Here is a 24,779-nt window from a genome sequence, read left to right as displayed (position 1 = left end):
GTTATGTGACAGAGCCTTTGTAACTTAAAATCTTATTTTAAAAGAAAGGATGATTATTTTGCCTTTTGATTTAAACAAATATCTTGTTATTGGAATATCATCGAGAGCTTTATTTGACTTATCTTTAGAAAACAAGATATATGAAGAAAAGGGATTAAAAGAATATTCTAAATATCAAATTGAGCATGAAAATGATATTTTAAAACAAGGAGCAGGTTTTAACCTTATAAAAGGTTTTTTACATATTAATGAGATTGTATCTACCAAAAGAAAGTCTGAAGTAATAATTTTATCAAGAAATAATGCTGATACAAGTTTAAGAATTTTTAATTCAATAGAAAAATATAATCTAGATATTTCTAGAGCTGCACTAACTAGTGGTGAATCATTAACCCCTTATTTGAATGCCTTCGATGTAGATCTTTTCTTATCAGCTGATAAAGAAGATGTTCAAGAAGCAATTAATGCTGGCTTTGCTGCAGGATTAATATATGAGAATTACACCTATGCTGAAGATGATCTTGATCAAATTAGAATTGCATTTGATGGAGATGCTGTTTTATTTTCAGATGAATCAGAGAAAATATATCAAGAAAAGGGGTTAGAAGCATTTTTAGAACATGAAAAGGAGAATGCAAAAAAACCCTTACCAGAAGGTCCCTTTGCAAAACTATTAAAATCTTTATCTTTTATTCAGAAACAATTCAATGGTGAAAAATCACCAATTAGAACTGCTTTAGTAACTTCAAGAAATATGCCAGCACATGAAAGAGTAATTAGAACTTTGAGAGAATGGGGAATTCGAATTGATGAGGCTTTCTTTTTGGGAGGTGCACCTAAAGGAAAAGTTTTAGATGCATTTGGAGCTCATATATTCTTTGATGATCAAATAGTTCATTTAGACACTGCTGCTAAATTCGTACCAGTTGCTCAAGTACCATATAAAGAAGAACCAGGCTCCATCACATAACATGGGATTGGCGTCATACCTTCTGTCATAAAGCTTGCAGGCTAACCAATTACGGATACGAAAAAGCAAGCTTTACGCCAGTTCCTGCGGAACCAGTCACGAGCGCAAATCCCAGGGACGTTATCAGAAATAGCATTTTAAAGGAGGAACTTTTTATGAATTGGGGAGATATGGAAATTGAAAAAAATGATGGTTTTAAAGCACAAAGAAAACTAAAAATACCTAACCAATGGATACATTCACATTATTATGAAATATTTAATATATTATTTCGAATAGAAAATTCTTTGAGAATATTTGTATATATAATATTAAAAGAGCAATACCAAGATGGTTGGGATTCCATTCAAATTACTAGTGATGACAATGAAAAAGGAACTATTAGTTCAATTGCTAAAAGAAGAATGAGTCAAGATGAAGATTATGGTTATTTAGGTTATTCAGTAACTTGCCCTATGATGTACCTTACTAGTGGAGAATTAATTAGTATAATTGTTTCAGATTCTTATTGGAAATACTTTAATGATTATTTTAATTGCAAAAGAAAACTGGTTAAAACTAAATTAGATGAAATTAGTAATGTTAGAAATGCTTTAGCTCATTTTAGACCAATGAAAAAAGAGGATGTAGAATTAGTTAAGCAAAATGGAAATCATATTTTAAATTCAGTTGAAAAAGGTCTTTTAAATATAATTCAGATAACTGATATTGTTCCTACAAATACTCAAGAAAAGTGGTATGAATCTTTGAGTAACATAGAAAATGAATATTGTAATTTGTTCTTTTATCAAAGTTCAGATGAAAAATGGATAAAAATAGATATTAATTATCACTGCTCTAGAAATTTTTTCAGGGAAGTAATCAGATTCTACAGCAGATGAGAGAGCTGACTGAACTGCCAATTTTACGCAAAGAATTTATTATTGATCCATTACAGATTTATGAAAGCTTTTTTATCGGAGCTGATTTGGTGCTTTTAATTGCAGCTATTTTAGATAATGAGCAGTTGGAGAGCTTTTTGACTCTCTGCCGAGAACTTAAGCTGGAAGTGATCGTTGAGGTTCATAATCTGGATGAGTTGGAACGGGTCCTTAAAACAGAGGCCGAAATTATCGGAATTAACAATCGTGATTTGAATGATTTCAGTGTTGATCTAAAAACTACAACAGAGCTGACAAAAGAACTAAAAAGACTGGGCCAGCGGGATAATCATTATCTGATTGCAGAAAGCGGAATCAAGACAAGAGAAGATATAGATTTTTTAAAAGAAATTGGTGTTGATGGAGTTTTGATTGGTGAAACACTAATGAAAGCAGAATCTCCAGCAGCAAAAGTTAAAGAATTGGGTCTGCCTTAAAACTAGGTAATAAAAAATATAATTAATTAAATATTGTGAGGTGGATATTTTGTTAGTAAACAGAACTATGATCAAAATCTGTGGTATGACTCGCAGAGAAGATGTTGTTTTTGCAGTAAATATCGGAGTAGATGCTCTGGGCTTTATTCTGGCCAAAAGTCCGCGACAGATTAGCCTGGATCAGGTTAGAGAGCTGACACGTAATCTGCCGCCCTTTATTAATCGGGTAGCAGTTGTAGTCAATCCAAAGGCAGAAGAAGTCAAACAGATTGAAAGAAGTAAATTATTTGATTATATTCAGTTTCATGGCAGTGAGGAACCGGAAATGCTTAAAAATACAGTTCTAAAAAGTATTAAGGCTATTTCAATTGCAGGAGAAGAGGATCTGGCTGAGGTAAAAAAATATAAAGGGAGTGCAGATTATCTTTTATTTGATACTAAGATCGGCAGCCAGACTGGTGGTACAGGAGAGAGCTTTGATTGGAAGTTGATTAATGAGCTGAAACTGCCTTATATACTGGCCGGAGGGCTGGGAGTAGAAAATATAGAAGCGGCTCTTGAAAAATTAAATCCTCGGGCAGTTGATCTTAACAGTCAGGTCGAAAATAAACCAGGAAAGAAAAATCATCGTTTAGTGAGAAAAACAGTGGAAAAAATAAAAAAATTCTACGATTAAAATAAAGATAGGATTAATTACTTTTAAAAAATGAAAGGAGTAGAGGAAATGAGCAGAGGTTATTTTGAAGAATTTGGGGGACGTTTTGTTCCGGAAACATTAATGCCGGCTTTAGATGAGCTGGAAGAAACTTACTTAGAATTGAAAGATGATCCGGAATTTATTAATGAATTAAAGTCACTGCTTGCTGATTACAGCGGCAGACCGACTTCCTTATATTATGCGGAGCAGCTGACCAAATATTACGGGGGAGCAAAAATTTATTTAAAAAGAGAAGATTTAAATCACACCGGAGCACATAAAATAAATAATACTTTGGGCCAGATTCTGTTGGCCAGAAAAATGGGTAAAAAAAGAATTATTGCAGAAACAGGTGCCGGCCAGCATGGAGTGGCAACTGCAACTGTGGCAGCCCGTTTTAATTTAGACTGTGAGATTTATATGGGGGCGGAGGATATTGAACGGCAGGCACTTAATGTCTATAAGATGGAAATGCTGGGGGCAGAAGTTATTCCAGTTACCAGCGGCACTCAGACTTTAAAAGATGCAACAAATGAGGCAATTCGGGACTGGGTAACAAATGTTGAAGACACTCATTATATTATTGGTTCTGTAGTGGGTCCTCATCCCTATCCAGAGATGGTGCGAGATTTTCAGAGAATAATTGGGGATGAGACAAAAAAGCAGATTCAAAAGCAAGAAGGAAGACTACCTGATTATCTTTTAGCCTGTGTCGGTGGTGGCAGTAATGCGATGGGTCTTTTTTATCCCTTTGTTGATGATCAGGAAGTAAAAATGATAGGAATCGAAGCTTCCGGTAAGGGGATAGAGACAGGTCAGCATGCAGCTACTTTGTCTGCGGGCAGAGTTGGAGTTTTACACGGCAGTAAATCATATCTGCTGCAGGATGATGATGGTCAGATTATTCCTGCTTATTCTATTTCTGCCGGTCTTGACTATCCGGGAGTAGGACCAGAACATAGCTATTTAAAATCAATTGAGCGGGTCACTTATCAAGCAGCAACTGATATGGAGGCAGTGGCTGCCTTTAAGCTCTTAAGCGAAAAAGAAGGTATTATTCCGGCGCTGGAGACTTCACATGCCCTCTCTTATTTAGAAAAATTGGCTCCAGAACTGGAACAGGATCAGATAATTGTGGTTAATCTTTCCGGTCGGGGCGATAAAGACATCAATAATTTTAAGAAGGTCAAGGAGGTAGAAAAGGATGAATAAAATAACGGCACAATTTCAGGGTGAAAAGCCATTAATAACTTACATCAGTGGTGGTGATCCCAGCCTAGAGATGACCGAAAAATTGATTTATAAACTGCAGGCTGAAGGTGTAGATATTATTGAAATTGGGATTCCTTTTTCTGATCCCTTAGCTGATGGACCGGTGATTCAGGAGGCTTCTCAAAGAGCCTTAAAAGCTGGAACTACTTTAAAAAAGCTGATTGCAAAAATCAATGAAATTCAGGCTCAGGTTGAAGTACCGCTGGTGCTGATGGGTTATTATAATTCTATTTTAAATTATGGAGAAAAAGATTTTGCCCGCGATATCGCCGAAGCTGGTGTTTCAGGGGTGATTATTCCCGATTTACCTGTGGATGAAAAAGCTGAACTATCAAAGTATCTTGAAAATTATGGAGTTTCTCAGATTATGTTGGTAACCCCCAATACCTCAAAACAACGCTTAAAAGAAATTACAGCTAAAAGTTCAGGCTTTCTCTACTGTGTTGCTCACTTAGGTACTACAGGAGATGGGCAGCAGGGAGTTTATCCAAAGTTAGAAAACTATCTCAAGCGGGTTCGTAAAGCAGCAGGTGAACTGCCATTGGGACTTGGTTTTGGAATTGATGGCCCAGAAAAGGTTAGAAAAATAATTGATTATCCCGATGGAATCATTATTGGCAGTGCTCTGATTAAAGCCATTCAGGCTGGTGAAACTGAAGCAGAGATGCTTGAAAATGCTGGAAAATTTGCTAAAGAAATTAAAAATGCCATAAAAACCTAGCTATAATTTCAAAAAGCAGCTTATAATTTTAAAATATATAATTTTTCTCGATACATCTTCCTTCCAAAAGACCAGGTATTATTCCTGGTCTTTTCTCTTAAAAATTAATTTAAAATAATCACTTTTATTTTCTATCACTCCATATGCTTGTGCCCTGCAAATTGTTCTTTCTGCCCAGCTTCGGTGAGGTTTAATCTCGTTCATCTTATTACCACTGTAGCTTTTTATTACACCATCATCTTCAGAAACTATTTGTCTGGCATCCCTGTATTCTTCCCTAGTGACAGTTTGTAGAGCATTTACATATCTTATATGAGAAGGATGAATTATAGTTTTCCCTATAAATCCATTCAGCCTGTCCAAGATTATTTCTCTTAATAGACCATCAATCTCTTTGTTTATCAATTTTCCATGTTTTAACAACTTTGAATATAAATCTTTGTTTTTTGTCTGATCAATCTGATTTAAATTTAAGTTATCCGCTGAAGAAAAATATTCCCAGACAGGTCCAGAAATTACATAACCTTCTTCATCTCTACAAAAACAATTTATAATATCAGACAGGCATTCTTTAACAACAGTCAGATCATAAATCGAAAAATTTATCCCCCTTCTTAAAGAAAAAACGAGATGAAAAATCAGTTGCACCAACTCTGATATTTAGAATAAATTTTTTATAAGGTTGAATTATATCTTTTAGATTTACTAAATTATGAATTCTTTTTTCTTTATAGGCAAGTTCTTTACTTTCCAAGATTGGCATTCCATATAGTTTTTTATTATATTTATTATTTAAATTTTCAAGTTGATTCAGATATTCTTTGGCATTTCTTGTATCAAATTTTGGGAAATTAAACCCAGTTATAATTTCTAAATGCTGTTTAGAAAATTTTTTTGAAAACTGTTTAAAATGATCAATATTTCTTACTCTTATAAATAATAGGGGAAGATCAGATTTATCTAGTTTTCCTTTATCTAACATATTTGCTGTATATTCTAAAATACTAATTATATTTTCTTCGGCTTCATGTAAGTCAGACTCTGAAATTGAATCTTCACAATCTAGAACTAGAGATGTTAATCCAGCTAGTTTATTTTCATTAATTAACTTTTCTTTTAAATCTTTTGTACCTGGAGTATAAAGAGTGGCTCCCAGACAGAACTGAAGTAATTTTTTGCTGCTGTTTTTATCAAACTGAGCAGGTTCTTTAACAAACTTGAAATCAGGATTGTATAAGTGATGTCTCAAATCATTCCCCTCCAGTAAAATTATATTTTGTAAATTCAATTTATGTTTTTATTATATCATTTAAAAAAATACAGTTAAATTATTTTCAAGAAATATTAATTAAGTTTAATTTAAGCAGGAAAAATATAATTTTAAGTTAATTATAAAGATGAAAGCTTAATTAATAATTTTAATATTTAAGAAAAGAGGTTATACAAATGAGAACTCTAATTGTTTACTGGTCCAAAACTGGTTTTGTTAAAAAATATGCTGAGTGGATTGCTGAAGAACTTGAGGCCGATTTAATACCTGGTAGAAAAATTAAACCAGAAAAACTAAAAAACTACGATCAGCTTATTTTTGGCGGCAGTCTTTATGCAGTAGGAATTAAAGGAGCAGATTTCATCAAAAAGAATATAAAAATACTTGAAGCTAAGAAAACTGCTGTTTTTGCAACTGGAGCCTCACCAGCTAAAAATGAAATTATTGAAGAAGTGAAAAATAAAAATTTTACTGAAAAAGAGCAGAAATATTTTAAATTTTTCTATCTTCGTGGCGGATTCAATTATAGCAAATTAGGATTTAAAGATAAAGTATTAATGGGTATTATGAAATGGAAATTAAACAGTAAAAAGAACAAAGGGGAAAAACTGACGGAAGAAGAAAAAGGCATGCTTGCAGCATATGAGGAGCCGGTTGATTTTACAGAGCGTGAGAATATCAGGGAGATAGTGGAGTATTTTAAAGTTTAAAATCGCTGAGAACAGCAATAAATGAGGTGAGATTAGTTGAAAGTTAATTTAATAATTTGTATTCTGTTTTTTTCCTTAATTTTGTCTGGGACAGTTATGGCGGCTTCAGAAGTGGAAGTGTTGCAGGATATTTTTAGAGGGGAAAAAGAAAATCTGGAGTCTCTATTTGCAGATTCTTTTTTAGAACAGGTTTCCTTAAATCAGATTGAAGCAATTGTCAATCAGTATGGAAGTGCCTTAGGAGCTGTTCAATCAGCAAAACAAACTGAGGAAGGATATAGTCTGCAGTTTAAAAAGGGTAGTGCTCCAGCTCAGATAAGCTTAAATGAAGAAGATAAAATAATTGGGCTCTGGTTTGGAAATTATACCCTGGCAGAAGATAATCTAGATGCTATTTTAGCAGATTTGAAAGAACTTCCAGGTGAACTTTCAATTTCAGTAATCAAAAACAATCAGGAAAGAGTATTTAGCTATAATGATCAAAAAAAGTTAGCAGTAGGTTCTACTTTTAAATTACATGTTTTAAGGAGATTATATGAAGAAATTGAAGATAGTGATAAAAGCTGGAGTGATGTAATAGAATTAAAAGCTAAAAATAAATCACTGCCTTCCGGAATTTTACAGGATTGGACAGTCGGTACACCGCTGACTTTAAAAACGTTAAGCAGCTTAATGATTTCTCAGAGTGATAATACTGCAACAGATCATTTAATTGATTATTTAGGTAGAGAAAAACTGGAAAGCGGTCTAGATGATCTAAATCTTCCATTTTTAAAGACCAGAGAATTTTTTATGCTAAAATTTTCTGACGCTAATCAGCTCAAAGAACGTTATTTAAATGCAAATTTGGCAGAAAAACGAGATATTCTAACTGAGCTTTCAAAGAGTAAGCTTACTAACATTGAAGTTGACAATAAACCGATTTTAATTGATCAACTGGAATGGTATTTCAGCACTGAAGAGCTGGCAGAGTTGATTTATCAGTTAAGATATATGCCGGAGATTAAAATAAATTCTGGGCTGGTAAATAAAGATAATTATTTTCTGGCTGGATTTAAAGGTGGTTCAGAGCCGGGTGTTCTACAATTTACGCATCTGCTGCAGAAAAGAAAAGAATCAGATATTTATGCTGTTTCGGTAACAATTAACAACAGTGAACAGGAAGTTGAGCAGCAAAAAGCAGCACAACTGACATCCAGATTGATTTCGGCAGTGCTTGGAAAGTAAAACTATCATTGCTTAAGGAAGGGCGGCAGGTTAAAATGAAGAAAAAAGTTGTTTTAGTTCATGGCTATTTTAAAAATGAAAAGGATATGTTTGCTTTGAAGACTAAACTAGAAAAAGCAAATTTTGAAGTGCATACAGTTAATCTGCCCCTGACTTTTAAAAAGTTGAAATCGACTCTCCCGCACTTTAAAAAAGAAGTCGAAAAAATCATTGCAGAATCTAAAGCAGGAGAGAAGATTAATTTTGTAGGCCACAGCACCGGTGGACTTTTAATCAGAAAGTTTTTAGCAGTTACTGAAGATAAAGATAAAATTGGCAGAATAGTTTTAATAGCTGCCCCAAATCGCGGGAGTCGGCTTGCTTATTTTGCTAAAAAGTATTTTAGGCCTTTAACAGCTGTCTTTAAAACCCTGGCTTCAATTGGGGTTGAAAATGTTAAAAAATTAGAGATGGTAGCAGTCAGTGATTTTGAAATAGCAGCTATCGCAGGGAATAAAAGCAATTTATTTTTAGGCAGATTTCTAAACAAAGAAAATGACGGGAGGATTAGAGTAAAATCTGTTAGAATTCCTGGTTTAAAAGATTTTATAGTTTTACCTTATGGCCATAAAGATATTCACTTTCAGGAAGAAACTGCTGATCTTGTGGTTGAGTTTCTTGAATTTGGAAGCTTTAATGGGGTTGATAAAAATGAAAAGTGAGATTGCAAAACTGGAAAAAGGGAAAATAGAATATACTTTGCGGGGAGCTGGTCCGGTAATTTTAAATTTGCACGGCGGTCACTCTAACTCACAGGAAAACTTTGGCTATCAACCTCTTTTAGATGCCGGCTACAGCATTTTAACTCCTTCGCGTCCCGGTTATGGCAGAACAGATGTGGAAGTTGGTAAAACCGCAGCTGAAACCGCAAAAGTCTTGGTTGAATTTTTAGATTATCTAAAAATAGATAAAGTTTATTTAATCGGTGTTTCTGCAGGGGGATTAACTGCAATTTATCTGGCAGCTAATTATCCAGCTAGAGTTAAAAAGTTAGTTTTAGAGTCAGCAGCATCTAAAGCCTGGTTGAGCAAAAATGATTTAGATTATAATGTAGGAAAAATTATTTTTAACCCAAAAATACAAAAAATTACCTGGTTTATGCTGCGCAAGCTCGCTAATAACTTTCCTAAGTTTTTTGCAAAAATATTTTTATCTCAGTTTTCAACCCTCTCGATAAAAGAAGTTATGAATCAAATGGAGAGTTCTGATATAAAAGAATTAGTTGAAATGACAAACCGTTATGGTTCAGATAATGGTTTTATCTATGATCTTGAACACCAGACAGCAAAAGAAGTGCTGCAGAAAATAGAAATCCCTACTTTAATAATGCACAGTAAATATGATCAATCAGTTTCTTTTAAGCATGCAGAATATGCAGCAGTGAATATAAAAGAATCGGAAATCTATGCTGATGATTTTTGGGGTCACTTAATCTGGCTTGGAAAATCTAAAGTAAAACGGAATAATAAACTATTAGATTTTTTAGCGAAAAAATGAGATATATCAAAATAATTTTAAATAACCCTTGACAGAGTTATATCAGAATGCTATACTATGGGAGATGGAGAAAAAAACAAGAAACATTTCCATTGTTAAAAATTAGGAGGAATTTATTTAATGATTTACACAGGAACAGTTAAGTGGTTTGATGGGAAAAAAGGTTTTGGCTTTATTGAAAGAGAAGACGGAGACGACGTGTTCGCACACTTCTCAGCTATTGAAGAAGACGGTTTCAAAAACCTTGAAGAAGGTCAAGAAGTAGAATTCGAAATCGTAGAAGGCGATCGCGGCCCACAAGCTGCTAATATCGTTAAATTATAAAGCATAAAATAGTTTTATGAATTTAAGGCTCTGTTCATTTAATTGGACAGAGCTTTTCTAAAGCTGCTTTATAAGAATGTAAACTAGAACACAAAAAGAGTTTGGTCGGCTAAATGTCGATCTATAAAAGAGAAAATTAATGTTATAAAAATATAATTTTAAATAACAGTTGACAGAAGCATATAATAATGCTAAACTGTAAAAGATGGAAAACAAAAAACAAGTAACAATTCCATCGTTAATAATAGGAGGAATAATTTAATGATTTACACAGGAACAGTTAAGTGGTTTGATGGGAAAAAAGGTTTTGGCTTTATTGAAAGAGAAGACGGAGACGACGTGTTCGCACACTTCTCAGCTATTGAAGAAGAAGGTTTCAAAAACCTTGAAGAAGGTCAGGAAGTAGAATTTGAAATCGTAGAAGGCGATCGCGGCCCACAAGCTGCTAACATCGTTAAGTTATAAAGCAAATAATAGTTTTATAATAGAATTGAAAGCCCTGATTGCTTTTTTAAGTGGTCAGGGCTTTTTTGATTATAATAACTAAATGTAATATTTTAATTAAATTTAAAATAATTACAATTATATAGATAAAATTTTAAATATTTTTGCTGATATTAAGTGAATATAAATAAATAGATGATAAAAAAATAAGGAAGTTTAATTTAACTTTATAAGAGAAAGGGTTTTTAGAGTGGATAAAAGAGAAATAATAAATCTGGCGGTTATTGCACATGTTGATGCTGGTAAATCAACCTTAGTTGATGCTTTTTTAAATCAGAGTGGAGTTTTTAGAGAAAATGAAGATGTAGTTGATTGTATAATGGATAGTAATGACCTTGAGCGTGAGCGCGGGATCACAATTTATTCGAAAAATTGTGCTATCGAGCATAATGGAGTTAAAATAAATATAGTTGACACTCCCGGTCATGCTGACTTTTCTTCAGAGGTAGAACGAGTTATTAAGGCTGTAGATTCTGCAATTTTAATTGTAGATGCTTCCGAAGGACCAATGCCACAAACAAGATTTGTATTAAAAAAGTCTTTGGAAAAAGGAATTAAACCAATTGTTTTTATTAATAAAATAGATAAAAATAATCAACGAGCAGAAGAAGTGCATGATGAGATTATTGATCTTTTTATCGAGCTTTCTGCAGATGACGATCAATTGGAATTTCCTGTAATTTATGGAATTGCTGTTGAGGGAAAAGCATTTTTTGAACTTGATCATGAAAGTGAAAATTTAGAACCACTTTTTGAAACTATTATTGACACGGTGGATAGTTATCCAGATTTAGATGCTGAACCACTGCAGATGCAGGTTTATGATCTTGCTTATGATGATTATCTTGGTCGAATTGGTATTGGTCGTGTTTATAAGGGTACGCTCGAAGATGGCCAGCAAGTTGAAGTTTATAAGCGTGATGGTTCAACTAAAAAAGGTAAGATCACTAAATTATCTGTTTATGAAGGTTTAAAACAGAATGCAGTTGAAGAAACTCACAGTGGAGAAATTGTATCAATTGCTGGTATCCCGGATATTTCGATTGGGGAAACAGTATGTGAAGTAGGTAAGGTAGATCCGCTACCAATGATTGAAATTGCTGAGCCAACTCTGGCTATGTATTTTTTAGTCAATGATTCTCCTTTTGCAGGTTTAGAAGGCGATTATTTAACTACTCGCCACCTCAAAGCTCGCTTAGAGAGGGAGTTAGAAGTTAATGTTGGTTTGAGAGTCGAAAAAGCCGAAAATACTGAAGCTTTTAAAGTTTCTGGTCGGGGAGAACTTCATTTATCAATTTTACTAGAAAATATGCGCCGGGAAGGATATGAAGTTTCTGTTTCTAAGCCTGAAGTTTTAATGAAAGAAATTGATGGTAAAAAACATGAACCGATAGAGAAGGTTATGGTCGAGCTTCCGGAAAAATATTCTGGTACAGTTATTAATAAATTAAATCAACGTAAGGGAATTATGCATTCTATGATGCCCGAAGGTGATTATGTACATTTAGAATATTTAGTGCCAACTAGAGGATTAATTGGTTTTAGGAGTGAATTTATCAATGATACCAGTGGTGAGGGTACTTTGATCCGTTCTTTTGAAAAATATGAACCATTTAAAGGTGAAGTACCAAAACGGAAAAATGGTGTTTTGGTTTCCAATCAGCAGGGAACGGCTATGGGTTATGCACTTTCTAATTTAGAAGATAGAGGCGAAATGTTTATTGAGCCTGGAACTAAGGTCTATGAGGGAATGATTATTGGCTTACACAGTCGTGATAATGACCTAACAGTTAATGCTTGTAAAAATAAGAAACTGACAAATGTTAGAGCTTCTGGTTCTGATGATTCTATTAATTTGGCTCCTGCAAAGAAATTCACTTTAGAGCAGGCTTTAGAATTTATAGAAGATGATGAATTAGTAGAAATTACTCCAGAAGCGATTCGTCTGCGTAAAAAGATTTTAAAAGAAAAAACAAGACTCAGAAATAACAAATAATATAACTATCCGACTGGAGTGCATCCAGTCGTTTTTTTTTACTTAAGTTTAAAGAATAATCAAAAAAATAAAGATAACAGATTAAAACAAATTAAAAATTTAACTATATTTAATTAAAAAGCAGGAAATAAAACATTTAAATAGAAATAATATTATATAGAGGAACTATAAACGTTTTTTATACTCAATAACTAGTTATTCTTGACATAACATAATTAAGAATGCTATACTATTAACAGTAATAATTATTAATAAATGGAGGTATTTTTAAAATATGGTTAAAAATGATATGACAGCTCAAAATTTACGTTCTGCTTATGCTGGAGAAAGTATGGCTTATCAGAGATATAAGGTTTGGGGCCAAAAAGCAGACGAAGAAGGCTTTGAAAACGTAGCGCTTTTATTTGATGCTATTGCTTATGCTGAAGAAGTTCATGCAGGAAATCACTTTGCAGCTCATGATAATGTTGAAGGAGATTTTTTAGTTGCTGGTGGTGGAGAATTTGGTTTAGGCACAACATCTGAAAACCTTGTTGGAGCTATTGAAGGCGAAGAGGGAGAAGTGGAACAGATGTATCCTACATACAGTATTGTTGCCAAAGAACAGGGTGAGTCAGATGCAGTTCGTTCATTCCACTATGCTTTAGAAGCTGAGCAGATCCATGCTAAATTATTTAGAAATGCAAAAGAGCATGTAGATAATGGAGAAGATATTGAATTAGAATATGTAACTATCTGTGAAGTTTGTGGACACACTGTAGTAGATGGTTTACCAGATAAATGTCCTGTATGTGGAGAACCTAGCTCAGCATTTCGTAAGTTTACTAAGTAATTATTTTTTGATATAATTATTTATAGTAATCTAAACAGTGACTATAATTGATTTAAAGAGTTAGTTTGTTCGTTATAAAAAAATAAAATTTTCTAAATTGACCTAAAAGTTAATTTAGAATATTTAATAATTAATCACAAACTATAAGGAGGAATTTTAAAATGGGTTATTATGATCTTAAGAAGTTGGAAAACACTGGTGAAGACAAGACAGCCTTAGAGAAAAAACATGTTCCTTATATTCAATGTCCTGATGAAGTTAAAAAAGGTGAGTATTTTGAAGTGAAAGTTACTTTTGGTAAGGAAATCACTCATCCAATGGGTAAAGATCACTATATTCAGTATTTTGATCTATATGCTAATTATGCAAGCCTTGCTAGAGTAGAATTTACTCCTGATATGAAAGCAGAAGCTACCTTGAATGTTAAATTAGAAGAATCTTGTGATTTAAATGTATATGCTTTCTGTAACCTTCATGGTCACTGGGAAGGAAGAAAAGAAATTAAAGTTGTAGAATAATAATTTCAAATAAAATAAATACTTAACCGCCGCCCTTTTTGGGCGGCTTTTTTAATAGATATTAATAAGTACAGGAGGTAATAATGTTAGATAATTTCATATTTAGCCTAAGTGTTGCTTTGCCTATTTTTTTAATTATGTTAAGTGGATTTATTTTAAAAACTAAAAATATAATTAAAAAGGATTTTATTACTGCTGCCAATTTTATTGTTTTTTACATAGCCTTACCATTAAAATTATTTAATAATGTCTCCAGAAGTTCAGTTGTTGATAATTTTAATTTCGAATTAATTAGCTTTGCAATTATGGGAACAATAATTAGTGTAGCTTTAATTTATATATATTCAAAATTTGTTGTTGAAGAGAAAAACAAACTGGGAGCTTTTATCCATGGAACTTTTAGAGGTAATTTTGTATATGTTGGTTTTTCGCTTTTAGAAAATGTAACAGGGGCAGTTGGACCTTTAGCTTCTCTAGTAGTTGCTTTTGTAGTACCAATCTATAATGTTCTAGCAGTGCTGGTCCTCATATTGACTAATTCTAATAATAAAGCGAAAAATCAATTTAAAGATGCTTTAAAAAATATTATTAAAAATCCTTTTATAATCGCAATTGGGCTGGGAATAATAGCGTCTTTAATAAACTTTAAAATGACACCATTAATGCAGAACACAGCAAATTATTTTGATGTTTTAGCAACTCCCTTGGCTCTTTTAACAATTGGAGCCACTTTTAGGGTTGATAAATTATTTATAGATATTAAACCTGCAGCTGCCTCAGCAATTTTCAAATTAATTATTAATCCTCTTCTGGCCGTTATGGCAGCGCTTTTACTTGATTTTAGCAATAGTGAAATATTTTTAATCTATATTTTGTTTGGGGTACCAACCTCAATTTCATCTGCCATTATAACAGCAGCTATGGGTGGAGATGAAAATTTAGCAGCTTCTATAGTTATGCTGACAACATTGGGATCAGTTTTTTCTTTAACTTTATTTGTATTTGTTTTTAAATTAATAAAAATTATTTAAAAATTAAAAAATGATTTACAAAGGCAGCTAAATCTGTTATACTTTATTTAAACAATAATTTAAACAAGTAAATAAATATTTAAATTTGGAGGTGCTGGCAATAGAAAAATTAACTGAACGGGAAAAAGAAGTTCTTGTTTTAATTAAAAAGGATGCAACAATCAGTAGAGAAGAAATTGCAAATAAACTTGAAATTTCAGAGTCAGCTGTAGGCACATATATTCATCACTTAAGCACAAAAGGCTATCTTTTGGGTAGGGGATATATTATTGCTCCTGAAAAGAAAGTTGTAATTGCTGGAGGTGCTAATCTTGATATTAAAGGTTATAGCCCAAACTATATTAAAGGTAGCTCCAGTCCGGGATGGATCAAAGAGAGTCCGGGCGGAGTAGCGCGCAATATAGCAGAAGATCTTGCACTGTTGGAGCAAGAAGTTGTTTTGCTGACTGCAGTTAGCAGTGATCATTTTGGGGAACAGTTAAAAGAAGAAACTAAAGCAGTAGGTGTTGATATCTCGCATTTTAAAATTACTTCAGCTCAGGAAAATAAAACTGGAGTTTATCTGGCTCATCTAGACCAAAATGGAGATTTGATTGGGGCAGTAAATGATATGAGAATTTTAAAAAAGATTGATATTAATTATTTGAACGAAAAAAGAAAGATTATTGAAACATCCTCAATGCTTATTTTTGATACAAATTTAGAAGAAAGTTCAATTTCATTTTTATTAGAATTAGCTAGAGACAAAAAAATGATTAAAATAGCTGATGCTGTTTCAGTTGAAAAAGCTTTAAAATTAAAAAATAAGTTAATTTATCTAGATTATTTAAGAGCTAATCTTGATGAAATTGAAGTTTTGCTTGGTTTAGTTAAAATGGAAGCTTCTGGAACAACTCAAAAACTGAATATTAAAGATAGAATGCAGCGCTTAGAAAAATTTTATTCTGAAAATAAACATTTGCCTGAGATGATCATTAGTGCTGGCAAAAAAGGAGTTTATTATCTCAGTCGAAATAAAGAAAAAGTCAAGTTAGAGCATTTTAAAGCCCCTGAAATTAATAGTGAAGAAATTGTGGAGACAACTGGAGCGGGAGATGCATTAACAGCTGGATTTGTAGCTGGTATCATGAATAAAAAGTCTATTCAAGAGTCTATAGAATTGGGAATTAAAGCTTCAACTCTGACTATCAAATCTGAACTCACATGTAATCCGGATTTAAGTGAATTAGTATAATAAATAATATGGAGGTAATATAATGAAAAATTTAGAAAAATATTTAGTGGTCAAAGAGGAAGTAAAAGAGGCACTAAACACTGGTAAAGCTGTTGTAGCTTTGGAATCAACAATAATTGCTCATGGAATGCCATATCCTCAAAATATAGAAACAGCATTAGAGATTGAAGATATAATTAGAGCTAATGGTGCAGTGCCAGCGACTATTGGAATTATTGATGGCAAAATAAAAGTTGGCTTAACTAAAGAAGAGGTTGAATTTTTAGGCGAATCCAAAGAAGTAATTAAAGTTAGTCGGCGTGATCTACCAATTGTATTAGCAGAAAAAAAACATGGTGCAACAACAGTAGCTGGAACCATGATTGCAGCAGATTTAGCTGGAATTAAAATCTTTGTTACTGGTGGAGTTGGTGGAGTACACAGAGGAGCAGAAAAAACTTTTGATATTTCAGCTGATCTAGAAGAGTTAAAGAAAACTTCAGTTGCAGTAATTGCAGCTGGTGCTAAATCAATATTAGATTTGGGTTTAACTTTAGAAAAATTAGAAACTTTTGGGGTTCCTGTTCTTGGTTATCAAACAGAAGAACTACCAGCATTCTACAGCCGACACAGTGGATTTAATTGTGACTATAAATTAGAAAGCCCAGAACACACAGCCGATATTTTACGAGCAAAATGGGAACTTGGTTTAGACGGAGGAGTTTTAATCGCTAATCCAGTGCCAGAAGCTGATGAAATCGAATACTCAGTTATTAATGAAAAAATTGAACAGGCATTAGCTGAAGCTAAAGAGAAAAGAATTTCTGGCAAAGAGTTAACCCCATTTTTATTGGATAGAATTAAAGAAATAACTGATGGGAAAAGTTTAGAAACAAATATTGCTTTAGTAAGAAACAATGCAGTTGTAGGTGCTAAGATAGCAAAGGCTTTTGCTGCTAAAGCTTAATGAGCTACTAATTTTATTAAAAAAACCACCATCAATGGTGGTTTTTTTAATTTGAAGTGTATTTAAAAAGGTACTGCTATCTCAAAAATGTAAAATGTTAACTAGAATTCATTCAATAAATTAATTATAATTGGTCCAATCAGCAATCATTCTCGATTGATTAAGCGATATGGTTGTGATAAAATGAATTATAAGATATAAATGTTATTACACTCAGGAAGTGGAAAAATGAGAAATTATATAATAAAAAGAATATTACTATTAATTCCTATAATCTTTATTGTAGCTTTAATTGCTTTTTTTATAACAAATTTAATGCCCGGGGACCCTGTTAGAGTTATTCTGGGCAATATGGCGTCAGAAGCCGAGGTTGCTAGATTAGAAGCTGCTCTTGGTTTTGATCAGCCTTTAATTGTGAGATTTTTTAGATGGTTGGCTAATATAATGAGAGGGAATTTTGGAGAATCACTTTATTTAAATGCACCTGTCTCGCAAGTTTTGGCGGAAAGACTGAGGCCCACATTTTTAATTGCTATTTTGGCTGAAATTTTAGGAATTACAGCCGGAGTCCTTTTGGGGATTCTAGCCGCTGTTAAGCATCGACAGATTTTAGATCAATTTTCAATTACAGTATCACTTTTAGGGATTTCCATTCCCAGTTTTTGGCTTGCGTTGATTTTAATGTATTTTTTTTCAGTTAAACTGGGTTGGTTTCCGGTTAGCGGTTATGAACCATTTAATGAAGCAGGTTTTGGCACATTACGTTATATAATTCTACCGGCTGTGACACTTGCTTTTATGCAGGCGGGCTTAATAGCTCGAATGACTAGAAGTGCAATGCTTGATACTTTAAAACAGGACTATATTAGAACAGCAAAGAGTAAAGGCTTATCTGTTTATTCTATAGTTTTCAAACATGCTTTGAAAAATTCTATGCTGCCTGTAATTACTGTAATTGGGCATAATTTTGCAGTGCTTTTGGGGGGGACCTGGATAGTAGAAACAATATTTGTAATTCCTGGTACTGGTTTTATGGCAATTAATGCAATAATGCGTCGTGATATCCCAGTTATTCAAGCTTCCATAATTTTTGTTGCAGTTATTTATGTAATTTTAAATTTATTAGTGGATTTAAGTTATGCATTTTTAAACCCAAAAATCAGATATCAATAAAGGAGTAATAATTTGTTATTTTTAAAAAAATATCATAAATATCAGCATCCATATATAACAACTTCAATAATAATCTTATTAATTTTGGTTTTTTTGAGCCTTTTTGCACCGGTGCTTACAGATTACAATCCTGTAAGGAATGATGCCAGGAATAGATTGCAGCCGCCTTCTAGAGAACATCTTTTAGGGACAGATCAATTTGGTCGAGATATTTTTACCCGTATTCTCTATGGTCTTCGAGCTTCAATAGAGATTGGAATTTCAGTGGTTATTCTAACTATTATTTTTGGTGGAATTATAGGAATAGCTGCAGGCTATTATCCCTATCTTGATAAAATAATTATGAGAGTATTAGATGCAATGATGGCTTTTCCAGGTATAATTATAGCAATTTCGCTGGCAGCTATCTGGGGAGCTGGAAAATTAAATATAATTTTTGCTCTTTCTTTTGCCTATTTTCCCAAAATGGCAAGGATTGTTCGCAGTGCTGTGATTTCAATTAAAGATTTAGAGTATGTAGAATCAGCTCGAGCAGCAGGAGCTACTGATTTTAGAATTATTTTTAAATATATTCTTAAAAACTCGGCATCTCCGATTATGGTTCAGGCAACCTTTAATTTTGCCTTAGCAATTTTGGATGAAGCTGCACTCAGTTTTTTGGGGGTGGGCATTATGCCACCTGAACCAAGTTTGGGAGCTATGGTGACCGATGCCAGGACATATATGGTAGTTGCACCCTGGATGATACTTGCTCCAGGAATTATGATTATCCTTTCAGTTTTATCTTTAAATTTACTGGGGGATGGTTTGCGTGATTTATTAGATCCGCATTTAAAAAATACTTTAAAAAAATAATAAAGGGGTGTTTAAGAAATGAAAAAAGAAACAAAGTTGAGTTTGTTAGTTATGCTTATCATTTTTTCTTTGTTGTTTAGCTCGACGGTCTTAGCTCAAGAGGAAGAACGTTTTGGAGGTACATTGAATGCAGCTTTTCAGATGTCAGTAGCCCACTTAGATAGTGATAATTCTACAGACTCTTTAATTACAGCGATGATGAATCATGTTTATGAAGGCTTATTCGAATTTGATGAAAATCTTAATTTAACTCCCCACTTAGCAGAAAGCTATCAAATAAAAGAGAATGGTTTGGTTTATGAAGTTAAGTTGAGAGAAAATGTTAAGATGCATAATGGCCAGACAATGAATGCTGATGATGTAGTAGCTTCATTTAGAAGATGGCTTGAATTGAATAATGGTGGTGGCTTGATAGCTCCATATTTCGAAAAAGTAGAAAAGATAGATCAGTATAATATTCGTTTTAAATTTGAAGAAGTATATGCTCCATTTTTAAATATTTTGGCTTCTCCTGTTTCAAATCAAAAATTTGTGGTAAGGGCAGAAGAAGTAGTAGAAGAGTTTGGTAATGATGTTATTGATCGCCATGTAGGTACAGGACCTTACAAATATGAGGAATGGGTCCCAGATCAGAAGTTAGTATTAACTCGTTTTGAAGATTATACGCCAAGTCCACGTGAAGGTTCATTTTTTGCAGGTGAGCGAATCCCTTATTTAGATGAAATTGTGTTTAATTTTATTCCTGATGCTCAGGTTAGAGTTTCTGGAGTTCAAACCGGACAGTTTCATTTTGCCGAAGAAGTTCCAAGAGATCAATATCAAATCTTTGAAATGGATCAGAATATAGAAAATGTAATTATTTATCCTGATCGGATGTCGATGTTAATTTTCAATAACGCTGAAGCACCATTTAATAATAAGTATGCTCGTCAGGCAATAGTATATGCTTTAGACTTTGAAGAGTTAGGTTATGCAATGATTGGAGACTCTGAGTTCTGGCGTCTGGAATCAGCCTTACATGAGGAAGGCAACCCCTGGCATGTTCCTGATGCTGGCGAAGGTATTTATGGAGTTTATGACCCTGAAAAAGCAAAAGAACTTCTTGACAGAGCAGGCTATGATGGAGAACCACTTGTTATTTTAAGTGGTCAAGATAATCAAATGGAAAGACAGGGAGCAATTGCTATTCAAGATCAGCTAGAAAAAATAGGAATTGAGGTTGAACTTCAGCTTTTTGATCGTCCAACTGTTGTCGAAAGAAGAGCTAGAAAAGAAGGTTGGCATATGCACCTTTCTCCATTTATCAAAATAGTGCCTGATCCTCAAATTCATCAAGGCTGGACCGGTACAAATAAATGGATTAGTAACTGGGATAGTGAAGAATCTCGAGAGATGGACCAGATCTTTGCAGAAATGCTGAAAGAGGTTGACCAGGAAAAAAGATATGAAATTATGGAAAGAATGCAGGCTAAACTTTGGGATACAGTACCCTATTTTAATATATTAGATTACAGTAGGCTGCATATTAAAAGAACAGAGCTTAAGAATTTTCAGTCAGGTTGGCAGCCTTTCTTCTGGAACACTTACCTGGAATAAAATCTTGGTACCGGATACTTGTAACTTGTTGGAAATAAATAAAAGATCATAAAATAAGAACAGCAGCTTGAGGTCTAAAAGCACCTAAAAGCTGCTGTTTTTTAAATATTATATTTGGAAATATTTGGTCCAAAAAACGGAAGCTGCACCCTAATCTGCTTTAGGAATTTTATAATCGATCTTATTGAAGAAGTTACCTAAAATAATTGAACTGACAATCACTAGTGGTAATGAGACACCAATTCTGATAGCAGTAAATTTAACTCCTAATATTGAAGCCTCCATAATACTCATTGGAATCATCACCAGGGAAGCAGCTGTTACATAAGTGAATATCGACGAATAATTTGCTCCTTTATGATAGAGTGTGTTTGCTACCGGAAAAGCTACAAAAGTTCCTCCAACTGTAGTTGCTGCTAGCAAAATAGCATAAATATATTTTTTGAATCCAGAAGTATTACCAAAATTATTTTCAATGCTTTCGCGGCTGACCCAGACATCAAATAAACCGATTAGAATAAAAGCGGGCGGTAAGAGTAAGCCCATATCGCGGGCAAAGATCATAAAATTAGAACCAATTCTTTTACCAAGATCAAAATTCATAAAATATGATCCGGCAATAAAAGCTACAAAAACTGCAAATATATAGTAGTTCATATTATTATTTTTCTTAGTTTCTTTATTTTTAGCCATTATATTAACACCTCTCCGTATAATACTCCTGTTGCAACAGCGATCATAGCTGAAATTATAAAACCAGCAATATTACGCCAGATAGTTGCTTTGATTCCGAAATATTCTTTTTCAACTGGGTAGGTAGCTACTCCAACTAACATCAAAGTTGTGATAAAAGCAGCCACTACCATATAATTTACTCCTTTAGAAACTAATATTCCTGCCAGTGGATAAGCGATAAAACCAGGCATCATAGTAATCGACCCGATAATTAATCCCATAATCATACCAATAAATGGAGCCTGACCACCAAGATAATTTATTATAAACTGATCAGAAATTAATAAGATAAATGATAAAATAATTAATAACTTAAGATAAGTTCCTAAAATTTTAGAGAATTTCTTCCAGCCCACTTTTAACCCTTTAAATGTTTTTTCGCGGTCTGTAAAAAATGAAATTAGAACAGCAAATCCAGCAATATAGTAAAGTGTATACATTAAATTCCCTCCTTGTAAATACCCTTATGGGGTATCTTTATATTTATAATATGCCCTAAACTTAAGAAAAAAAGTTAAGCATTTTACAATATTGAAAATTATATCGCAAAAACATGATATTTGTGAAGAAAGTATGAACTTTCCCCAAATAAGTTGTTTTAGCAGACCAAGCTATACTATAATAAAAATAGTTAGAAAAAATTTATCTAGGAGGTCAAAAAAATGAAGAAAAAAATAAGTTTAGTTTTGATAGTACTGATGGTTCTTTTTACATTTGGTTCTGCTTTAACTCTAGCTCAGGACAGCACAGAAGAAACCCAAGAAACTGTTTTGGAAGAAACTGATGAGACAGTAAATGAAACGGGAGAAGATACTGAAGAGGGAGAAACTGATGAGACAGTAGATACAGAGGAAGAAGCTGCAGCAAGTGATGAAGATTCTGAAAATGGAGAAACTACAGATAGCGAAAATGAGACTGAAGTTAGTTATGAAAGTCTTGATGACTTGTTGACTGCTATTAGTGACAGTGAAGATTTAAGTGAGCTTGAAAAAGTTACTTTAGAAAGAAAATTAACATCTTATGAAGAAAGCTTAAGTGTTGAAGCAATGACTTCAGTTACAAATAAAATTATGGACGAAGAACTTGATTTAGGACAGGGATTTGTGATATTAAATAATTTAAATCAAAGTGTAAATAATGGTTTGGAAGAAGAAATGGCGCTAGAATTAATTAATAGCAATCAAAATGAAACTGATAATGGTCAATTTAGTTTTCAAACTGCGCTTGAACTGAGAAAGATAAGTCGTGTAGATAGCTCAGGAGAAAAGACAGAAGCCTTTGTAGAAGAAATAGAATCTATTATTGAGGGGAATGGAGAGATTGAAACTTCTCAATTAAAACAATTAGCTGCAGAATACAGAAAAGAAGCAAGAGAAGAAGCAAGAGCTGAAAAATTAAATAACAGACAGAATAATTCTAATTCAGCTTCTGAAAATGCTTTGGAAAATCGCCAGAATAAAAACAATTCTAAAAATTCTTTAAAGAATGAGAATCAAGGCAAAGGAAATTCTAATAATGAAAAGTCAAAGTCTAAAGGTAAATCATCAAATAAATCTCCAAATTCTAACGCAAATGGAAATGCAAAAAAATAGTAATGATATTAACCCTGCTGTAAAAGGCGGGGATTTTTTATTTTAGTATGATTATATTTTTACAAGGACATTGCCGAAATATAATTTAGAAATTATTGGTCCTGAGAACAGAAGCTGTACATAAATCTTGCAAAATAGTGCTGAAAAATATATACTTGTGATAGTATTATTAATTTAAGCAGCGACATAAGAATTTAAGGAGGAATTAGTATGTCTGTAAAGGAAGATTTAAGACTAAAACTGGATATTAACAATGTTTTTGCAGAAATGATTGGTGAAGAGCATGGTTTGACAGTCAAAGAGTTAGAAGATGCAAAAGAAGAAGCTCTTAGAGCACATCAAAATATTCTGGAAGCTGAAGCTGAAGGAAAGATGGGTTTTATGGAACTGCCATATAAACAGGAAGAAGTTGTAAAAGAACTTAAGGAAACTGCTGAAGAATTGAAAGACAAGTTTGATAATTTTGTAGTATTGGGTATTGGAGGATCCGCACTTGGAAACATTGCAGTCCAGACTGCAATTAATGATCCCCACTACAACCTATTTGAAGAAGCGCGTAATGGTTATCCTCGCCTTTTTGTTAGTGATAATGTTGATCCAGAAGGAACTAAAGCTCTGCTGGATAAGCTTGATCCTAAAAAGACTCTCTTTAATGTAATTTCTAAATCAGGAAGCACCGCTGAAACAATGAGTCAGTTTTTGTTGGCCCGTAAATTTATCGCCGATGCTGTAGGAGAAGAAAATGTTGGGGAACATTTTATTGCGACTACAAGTAAAGATTCTGGTTATTTGATTGAAATTGCTAAAAGAGAAGGAATGAAAAAATTCTTTATTCCTGATAATGTAGGAGGAAGATTCTCGGTTCTAACCCCGGTTGGACTCCTCTCGGCTGCTATGACTGGAGTCGATATTGAAGAATTACTCGATGGTGCAGCCTATATGGATAAGATCTGTCGTGAGGATGATTTTTGGAAAAACCCTGCTTTAGTTAATGGCTTAATCCAGTATCTAGCCTATAAAAAAGGTAAGATTATGAATGTGATGATGCCTTATTCTGATCGCCTGCGTGATGTAGCGGACTGGTACAGGCAGTTATGGGCGGAATCATTAGGTAAAGAAGTCGATAGACAGGGTAATCAGGTAAATGTTGGTCCAACTCCGATTAAAGCTTTAGGTGCAACTGATCAGCATTCACAGGCTCAACTATATATGGAAGGACCTTTTGATAAAATCATTACTTTCCTTGAAGTAGAAAATTTTGGAGAAGAATTAGAAATTCCTGGAGCTTATCAGGATTTAGCTGGTCTTGGTTATTTAGGAGGCCATAGCTTTGATGAATTAATTAATACAGAAAAATGGGCAACAGAACTTGCTTTAAATAAGCGCAAGAGAATGAATCAAACTCTTAAGGTTCCAGAAGTCAATGAATTTACTTTAGGTCAGTTATTCTATTTCTTTGAATTCCAGACAGCTGTAACCGGTGAATTATTAAATGTCAATGCCTTTAATCAGCCTGGAGTTGAACTGGGTAAGAATTATACTTACGGAATTTTTGGTCGTGATGGCTATCAGGAGAAAAAAGATGAATTTGAAAATTCTGCTTCACATAAAGATGACTTAATTCTGTAAGTTAAATTTGATCTGGATAATATAGATTTATCATTAAAAATTCATCTATTTTTA

27 protein-coding genes are annotated in these 24,779 nt (G+C 33.3%); 23 read left to right on the top strand and 4 right to left on the bottom strand.

Annotated features, from left to right (window positions below; all coding sequences use genetic code 11):
- Positions 1-58 precede the first annotated feature (58 nt).
- The 6 genes from HSACCH_RS13100 (at position 59) to trpA (ending at position 5,017) form a co-directional block, all read left to right on the top strand.
- Positions 59-970, top strand: coding sequence for a 5'-nucleotidase (locus HSACCH_RS13100; RefSeq protein WP_005490430.1), 912 nt, complete (start codon positions 59-61; stop codon positions 968-970).
- Between the two features lie 155 nt (positions 971-1,125).
- Entirely contained in the window at positions 1,126-1,851 is a 726-nt protein-coding gene (locus HSACCH_RS13095; protein WP_005490429.1) for a Swt1 family HEPN domain-containing protein, read from the top strand.
- Complete coding sequence (locus HSACCH_RS13090) at positions 1,848-2,327, top strand: indole-3-glycerol phosphate synthase TrpC (protein WP_005490428.1); 480 nt, start codon at positions 1,848-1,850, stop codon at positions 2,325-2,327. Before HSACCH_RS13095 ends, HSACCH_RS13090 begins: the two co-directional genes overlap by 4 nt.
- A 67-nt stretch (positions 2,328-2,394) precedes the next feature.
- Positions 2,395-3,003, top strand: coding sequence for a phosphoribosylanthranilate isomerase (locus tag HSACCH_RS13085; protein ID WP_040477643.1), 609 nt, complete (start codon positions 2,395-2,397; stop codon positions 3,001-3,003).
- A gap of 48 nt (positions 3,004-3,051) precedes the next feature.
- Positions 3,052-4,236, top strand: a complete 1,185-nt coding sequence (gene trpB, locus HSACCH_RS13080; protein ID WP_005490426.1) for a tryptophan synthase subunit beta — start codon at positions 3,052-3,054, stop codon at positions 4,234-4,236.
- On the top strand, positions 4,229-5,017 hold the full coding sequence (gene trpA, locus HSACCH_RS13075; protein ID WP_005490425.1) for a tryptophan synthase subunit alpha: 789 nt from the start codon (positions 4,229-4,231) through the stop codon (positions 5,015-5,017). Before trpB ends, trpA begins: the two co-directional genes overlap by 8 nt.
- A gap of 78 nt (positions 5,018-5,095) precedes the next feature.
- Here trpA and HSACCH_RS14070 read toward each other — a convergent pair whose 3' ends face one another.
- Together HSACCH_RS14070 and HSACCH_RS14065 are read right to left on the bottom strand one after the other, a co-directional pair.
- Positions 5,096-5,665, bottom strand: coding sequence for an HpcH/HpaI aldolase/citrate lyase family protein (locus HSACCH_RS14070; protein WP_200858900.1), 570 nt, complete (start codon positions 5,663-5,665; stop codon positions 5,096-5,098).
- Positions 5,604-6,266, bottom strand: coding sequence for an HpcH/HpaI aldolase/citrate lyase family protein (locus HSACCH_RS14065; protein ID WP_005490423.1), 663 nt, complete (start codon positions 6,264-6,266; stop codon positions 5,604-5,606). Before HSACCH_RS14065 ends, HSACCH_RS14070 begins: the two co-directional genes overlap by 62 nt.
- Positions 6,267-6,463: 197 nt before the next feature.
- On the opposite strand from HSACCH_RS14065, the gene HSACCH_RS13065 reads away from it, so the two are divergent.
- The 15 genes from HSACCH_RS13065 (at position 6,464) to HSACCH_RS12995 (ending at position 20,769) form a co-directional block, all read left to right on the top strand.
- Entirely contained in the window at positions 6,464-6,997 is a 534-nt protein-coding gene (locus HSACCH_RS13065) for a flavodoxin domain-containing protein (protein ID WP_005490422.1), read from the top strand.
- A 111-nt stretch (positions 6,998-7,108) separates the two neighbouring features.
- Entirely contained in the window at positions 7,109-8,224 is a 1,116-nt protein-coding gene (locus tag HSACCH_RS13060; RefSeq protein ID WP_160162760.1) for a serine hydrolase, read from the top strand.
- Positions 8,225-8,259: 35 nt separating this feature from the next.
- Positions 8,260-8,925 carry an alpha/beta fold hydrolase gene (locus HSACCH_RS13055; protein ID WP_005490419.1) on the top strand — a complete coding sequence of 222 codons (666 nt, stop codon included), beginning with the start codon at positions 8,260-8,262 and terminating at the stop codon, positions 8,923-8,925.
- Positions 8,915-9,760: an alpha/beta fold hydrolase gene (locus HSACCH_RS13050; protein ID WP_005490418.1), complete on the top strand. Its 846-nt coding sequence runs from the start codon at positions 8,915-8,917 to the stop codon at positions 9,758-9,760. Before HSACCH_RS13055 ends, HSACCH_RS13050 begins: the two co-directional genes overlap by 11 nt.
- Before the next feature lie 123 nt (positions 9,761-9,883).
- Positions 9,884-10,084 carry a cold-shock protein gene (locus tag HSACCH_RS13045; RefSeq protein ID WP_208107117.1) on the top strand — a complete coding sequence of 67 codons (201 nt, stop codon included), beginning with the start codon at positions 9,884-9,886 and terminating at the stop codon, positions 10,082-10,084.
- A gap of 264 nt (positions 10,085-10,348) precedes the next feature.
- Positions 10,349-10,549, top strand: a complete 201-nt coding sequence (locus HSACCH_RS13040) for a cold-shock protein (RefSeq protein ID WP_208107116.1) — start codon at positions 10,349-10,351, stop codon at positions 10,547-10,549.
- Positions 10,550-10,778: 229 nt separating this feature from the next.
- A complete protein-coding gene (gene typA, locus HSACCH_RS13035) occupies positions 10,779-12,584 on the top strand; it encodes a translational GTPase TypA (RefSeq protein WP_005490415.1) in 1,806 nt (601 codons plus the stop codon).
- A gap of 274 nt (positions 12,585-12,858) precedes the next feature.
- Positions 12,859-13,416: a rubrerythrin family protein gene (locus tag HSACCH_RS13030; RefSeq protein WP_005490414.1), complete on the top strand. Its 558-nt coding sequence runs from the start codon at positions 12,859-12,861 to the stop codon at positions 13,414-13,416.
- A gap of 161 nt (positions 13,417-13,577) precedes the next feature.
- Complete coding sequence (locus HSACCH_RS13025) at positions 13,578-13,934, top strand: class II SORL domain-containing protein (RefSeq protein WP_005490413.1); 357 nt, start codon at positions 13,578-13,580, stop codon at positions 13,932-13,934.
- Positions 13,935-14,017: 83 nt separating this feature from the next.
- Positions 14,018-14,965 (top strand): AEC family transporter, encoded by a 948-nt coding sequence (locus HSACCH_RS13020; protein WP_005490412.1) that lies wholly within the window; start codon positions 14,018-14,020, stop codon positions 14,963-14,965.
- A gap of 91 nt (positions 14,966-15,056) precedes the next feature.
- Positions 15,057-16,199, top strand: a complete 1,143-nt coding sequence (locus HSACCH_RS13015) for a PfkB family carbohydrate kinase (protein ID WP_040477639.1) — start codon at positions 15,057-15,059, stop codon at positions 16,197-16,199.
- A gap of 22 nt (positions 16,200-16,221) precedes the next feature.
- Positions 16,222-17,145, top strand: coding sequence for a pseudouridine-5'-phosphate glycosidase (locus HSACCH_RS13010; RefSeq protein ID WP_005490410.1), 924 nt, complete (start codon positions 16,222-16,224; stop codon positions 17,143-17,145).
- A 228-nt stretch (positions 17,146-17,373) separates the two neighbouring features.
- A complete protein-coding gene (locus tag HSACCH_RS13005; protein WP_005490408.1) occupies positions 17,374-18,318 on the top strand; it encodes an ABC transporter permease in 945 nt (314 codons plus the stop codon).
- Positions 18,319-18,330: 12 nt separating this feature from the next.
- Positions 18,331-19,173, top strand: coding sequence for an ABC transporter permease (locus tag HSACCH_RS13000; protein ID WP_005490406.1), 843 nt, complete (start codon positions 18,331-18,333; stop codon positions 19,171-19,173).
- Positions 19,174-19,191: 18 nt separating this feature from the next.
- Positions 19,192-20,769, top strand: a complete 1,578-nt coding sequence (locus HSACCH_RS12995; protein WP_040477517.1) for an ABC transporter substrate-binding protein — start codon at positions 19,192-19,194, stop codon at positions 20,767-20,769.
- A gap of 150 nt (positions 20,770-20,919) precedes the next feature.
- Here the strand turns inward: HSACCH_RS12995 and HSACCH_RS12990 are convergent, their stop codons facing one another.
- Both HSACCH_RS12990 and HSACCH_RS12985 read right to left on the bottom strand, forming a co-directional pair.
- Positions 20,920-21,462, bottom strand: a complete 543-nt coding sequence (locus tag HSACCH_RS12990) for a permease (protein WP_005490404.1) — start codon at positions 21,460-21,462, stop codon at positions 20,920-20,922.
- Positions 21,462-21,944 (bottom strand): hypothetical protein, encoded by a 483-nt coding sequence (locus tag HSACCH_RS12985; protein ID WP_005490403.1) that lies wholly within the window; start codon positions 21,942-21,944, stop codon positions 21,462-21,464. Before HSACCH_RS12985 ends, HSACCH_RS12990 begins: the two co-directional genes overlap by 1 nt.
- 222 nt (positions 21,945-22,166) lie before the next feature.
- Here HSACCH_RS12985 and HSACCH_RS12980 point away from each other — a divergent pair, with 222 nt between their 5' ends.
- A complete protein-coding gene (locus HSACCH_RS12980) occupies positions 22,167-23,096 on the top strand; it encodes a hypothetical protein (protein WP_005490402.1) in 930 nt (309 codons plus the stop codon).
- Positions 23,097-23,306: 210 nt separating this feature from the next.
- Entirely contained in the window at positions 23,307-24,725 is a 1,419-nt protein-coding gene (locus tag HSACCH_RS12975) for a glucose-6-phosphate isomerase (RefSeq protein ID WP_005490401.1), read from the top strand.
- Positions 24,726-24,779 lie beyond the last annotated feature (54 nt).

Source organism: Halanaerobium saccharolyticum subsp. saccharolyticum DSM 6643 (assembly GCF_000350165.1).
Classification (GTDB): domain Bacteria; phylum Bacillota; class Halanaerobiia; order Halanaerobiales; family Halanaerobiaceae; genus Halanaerobium; species Halanaerobium saccharolyticum.
The sequence above is the reverse complement of the archived record's forward strand: the minus strand, read 5'-3'. Positions and strand labels throughout refer to the sequence as shown.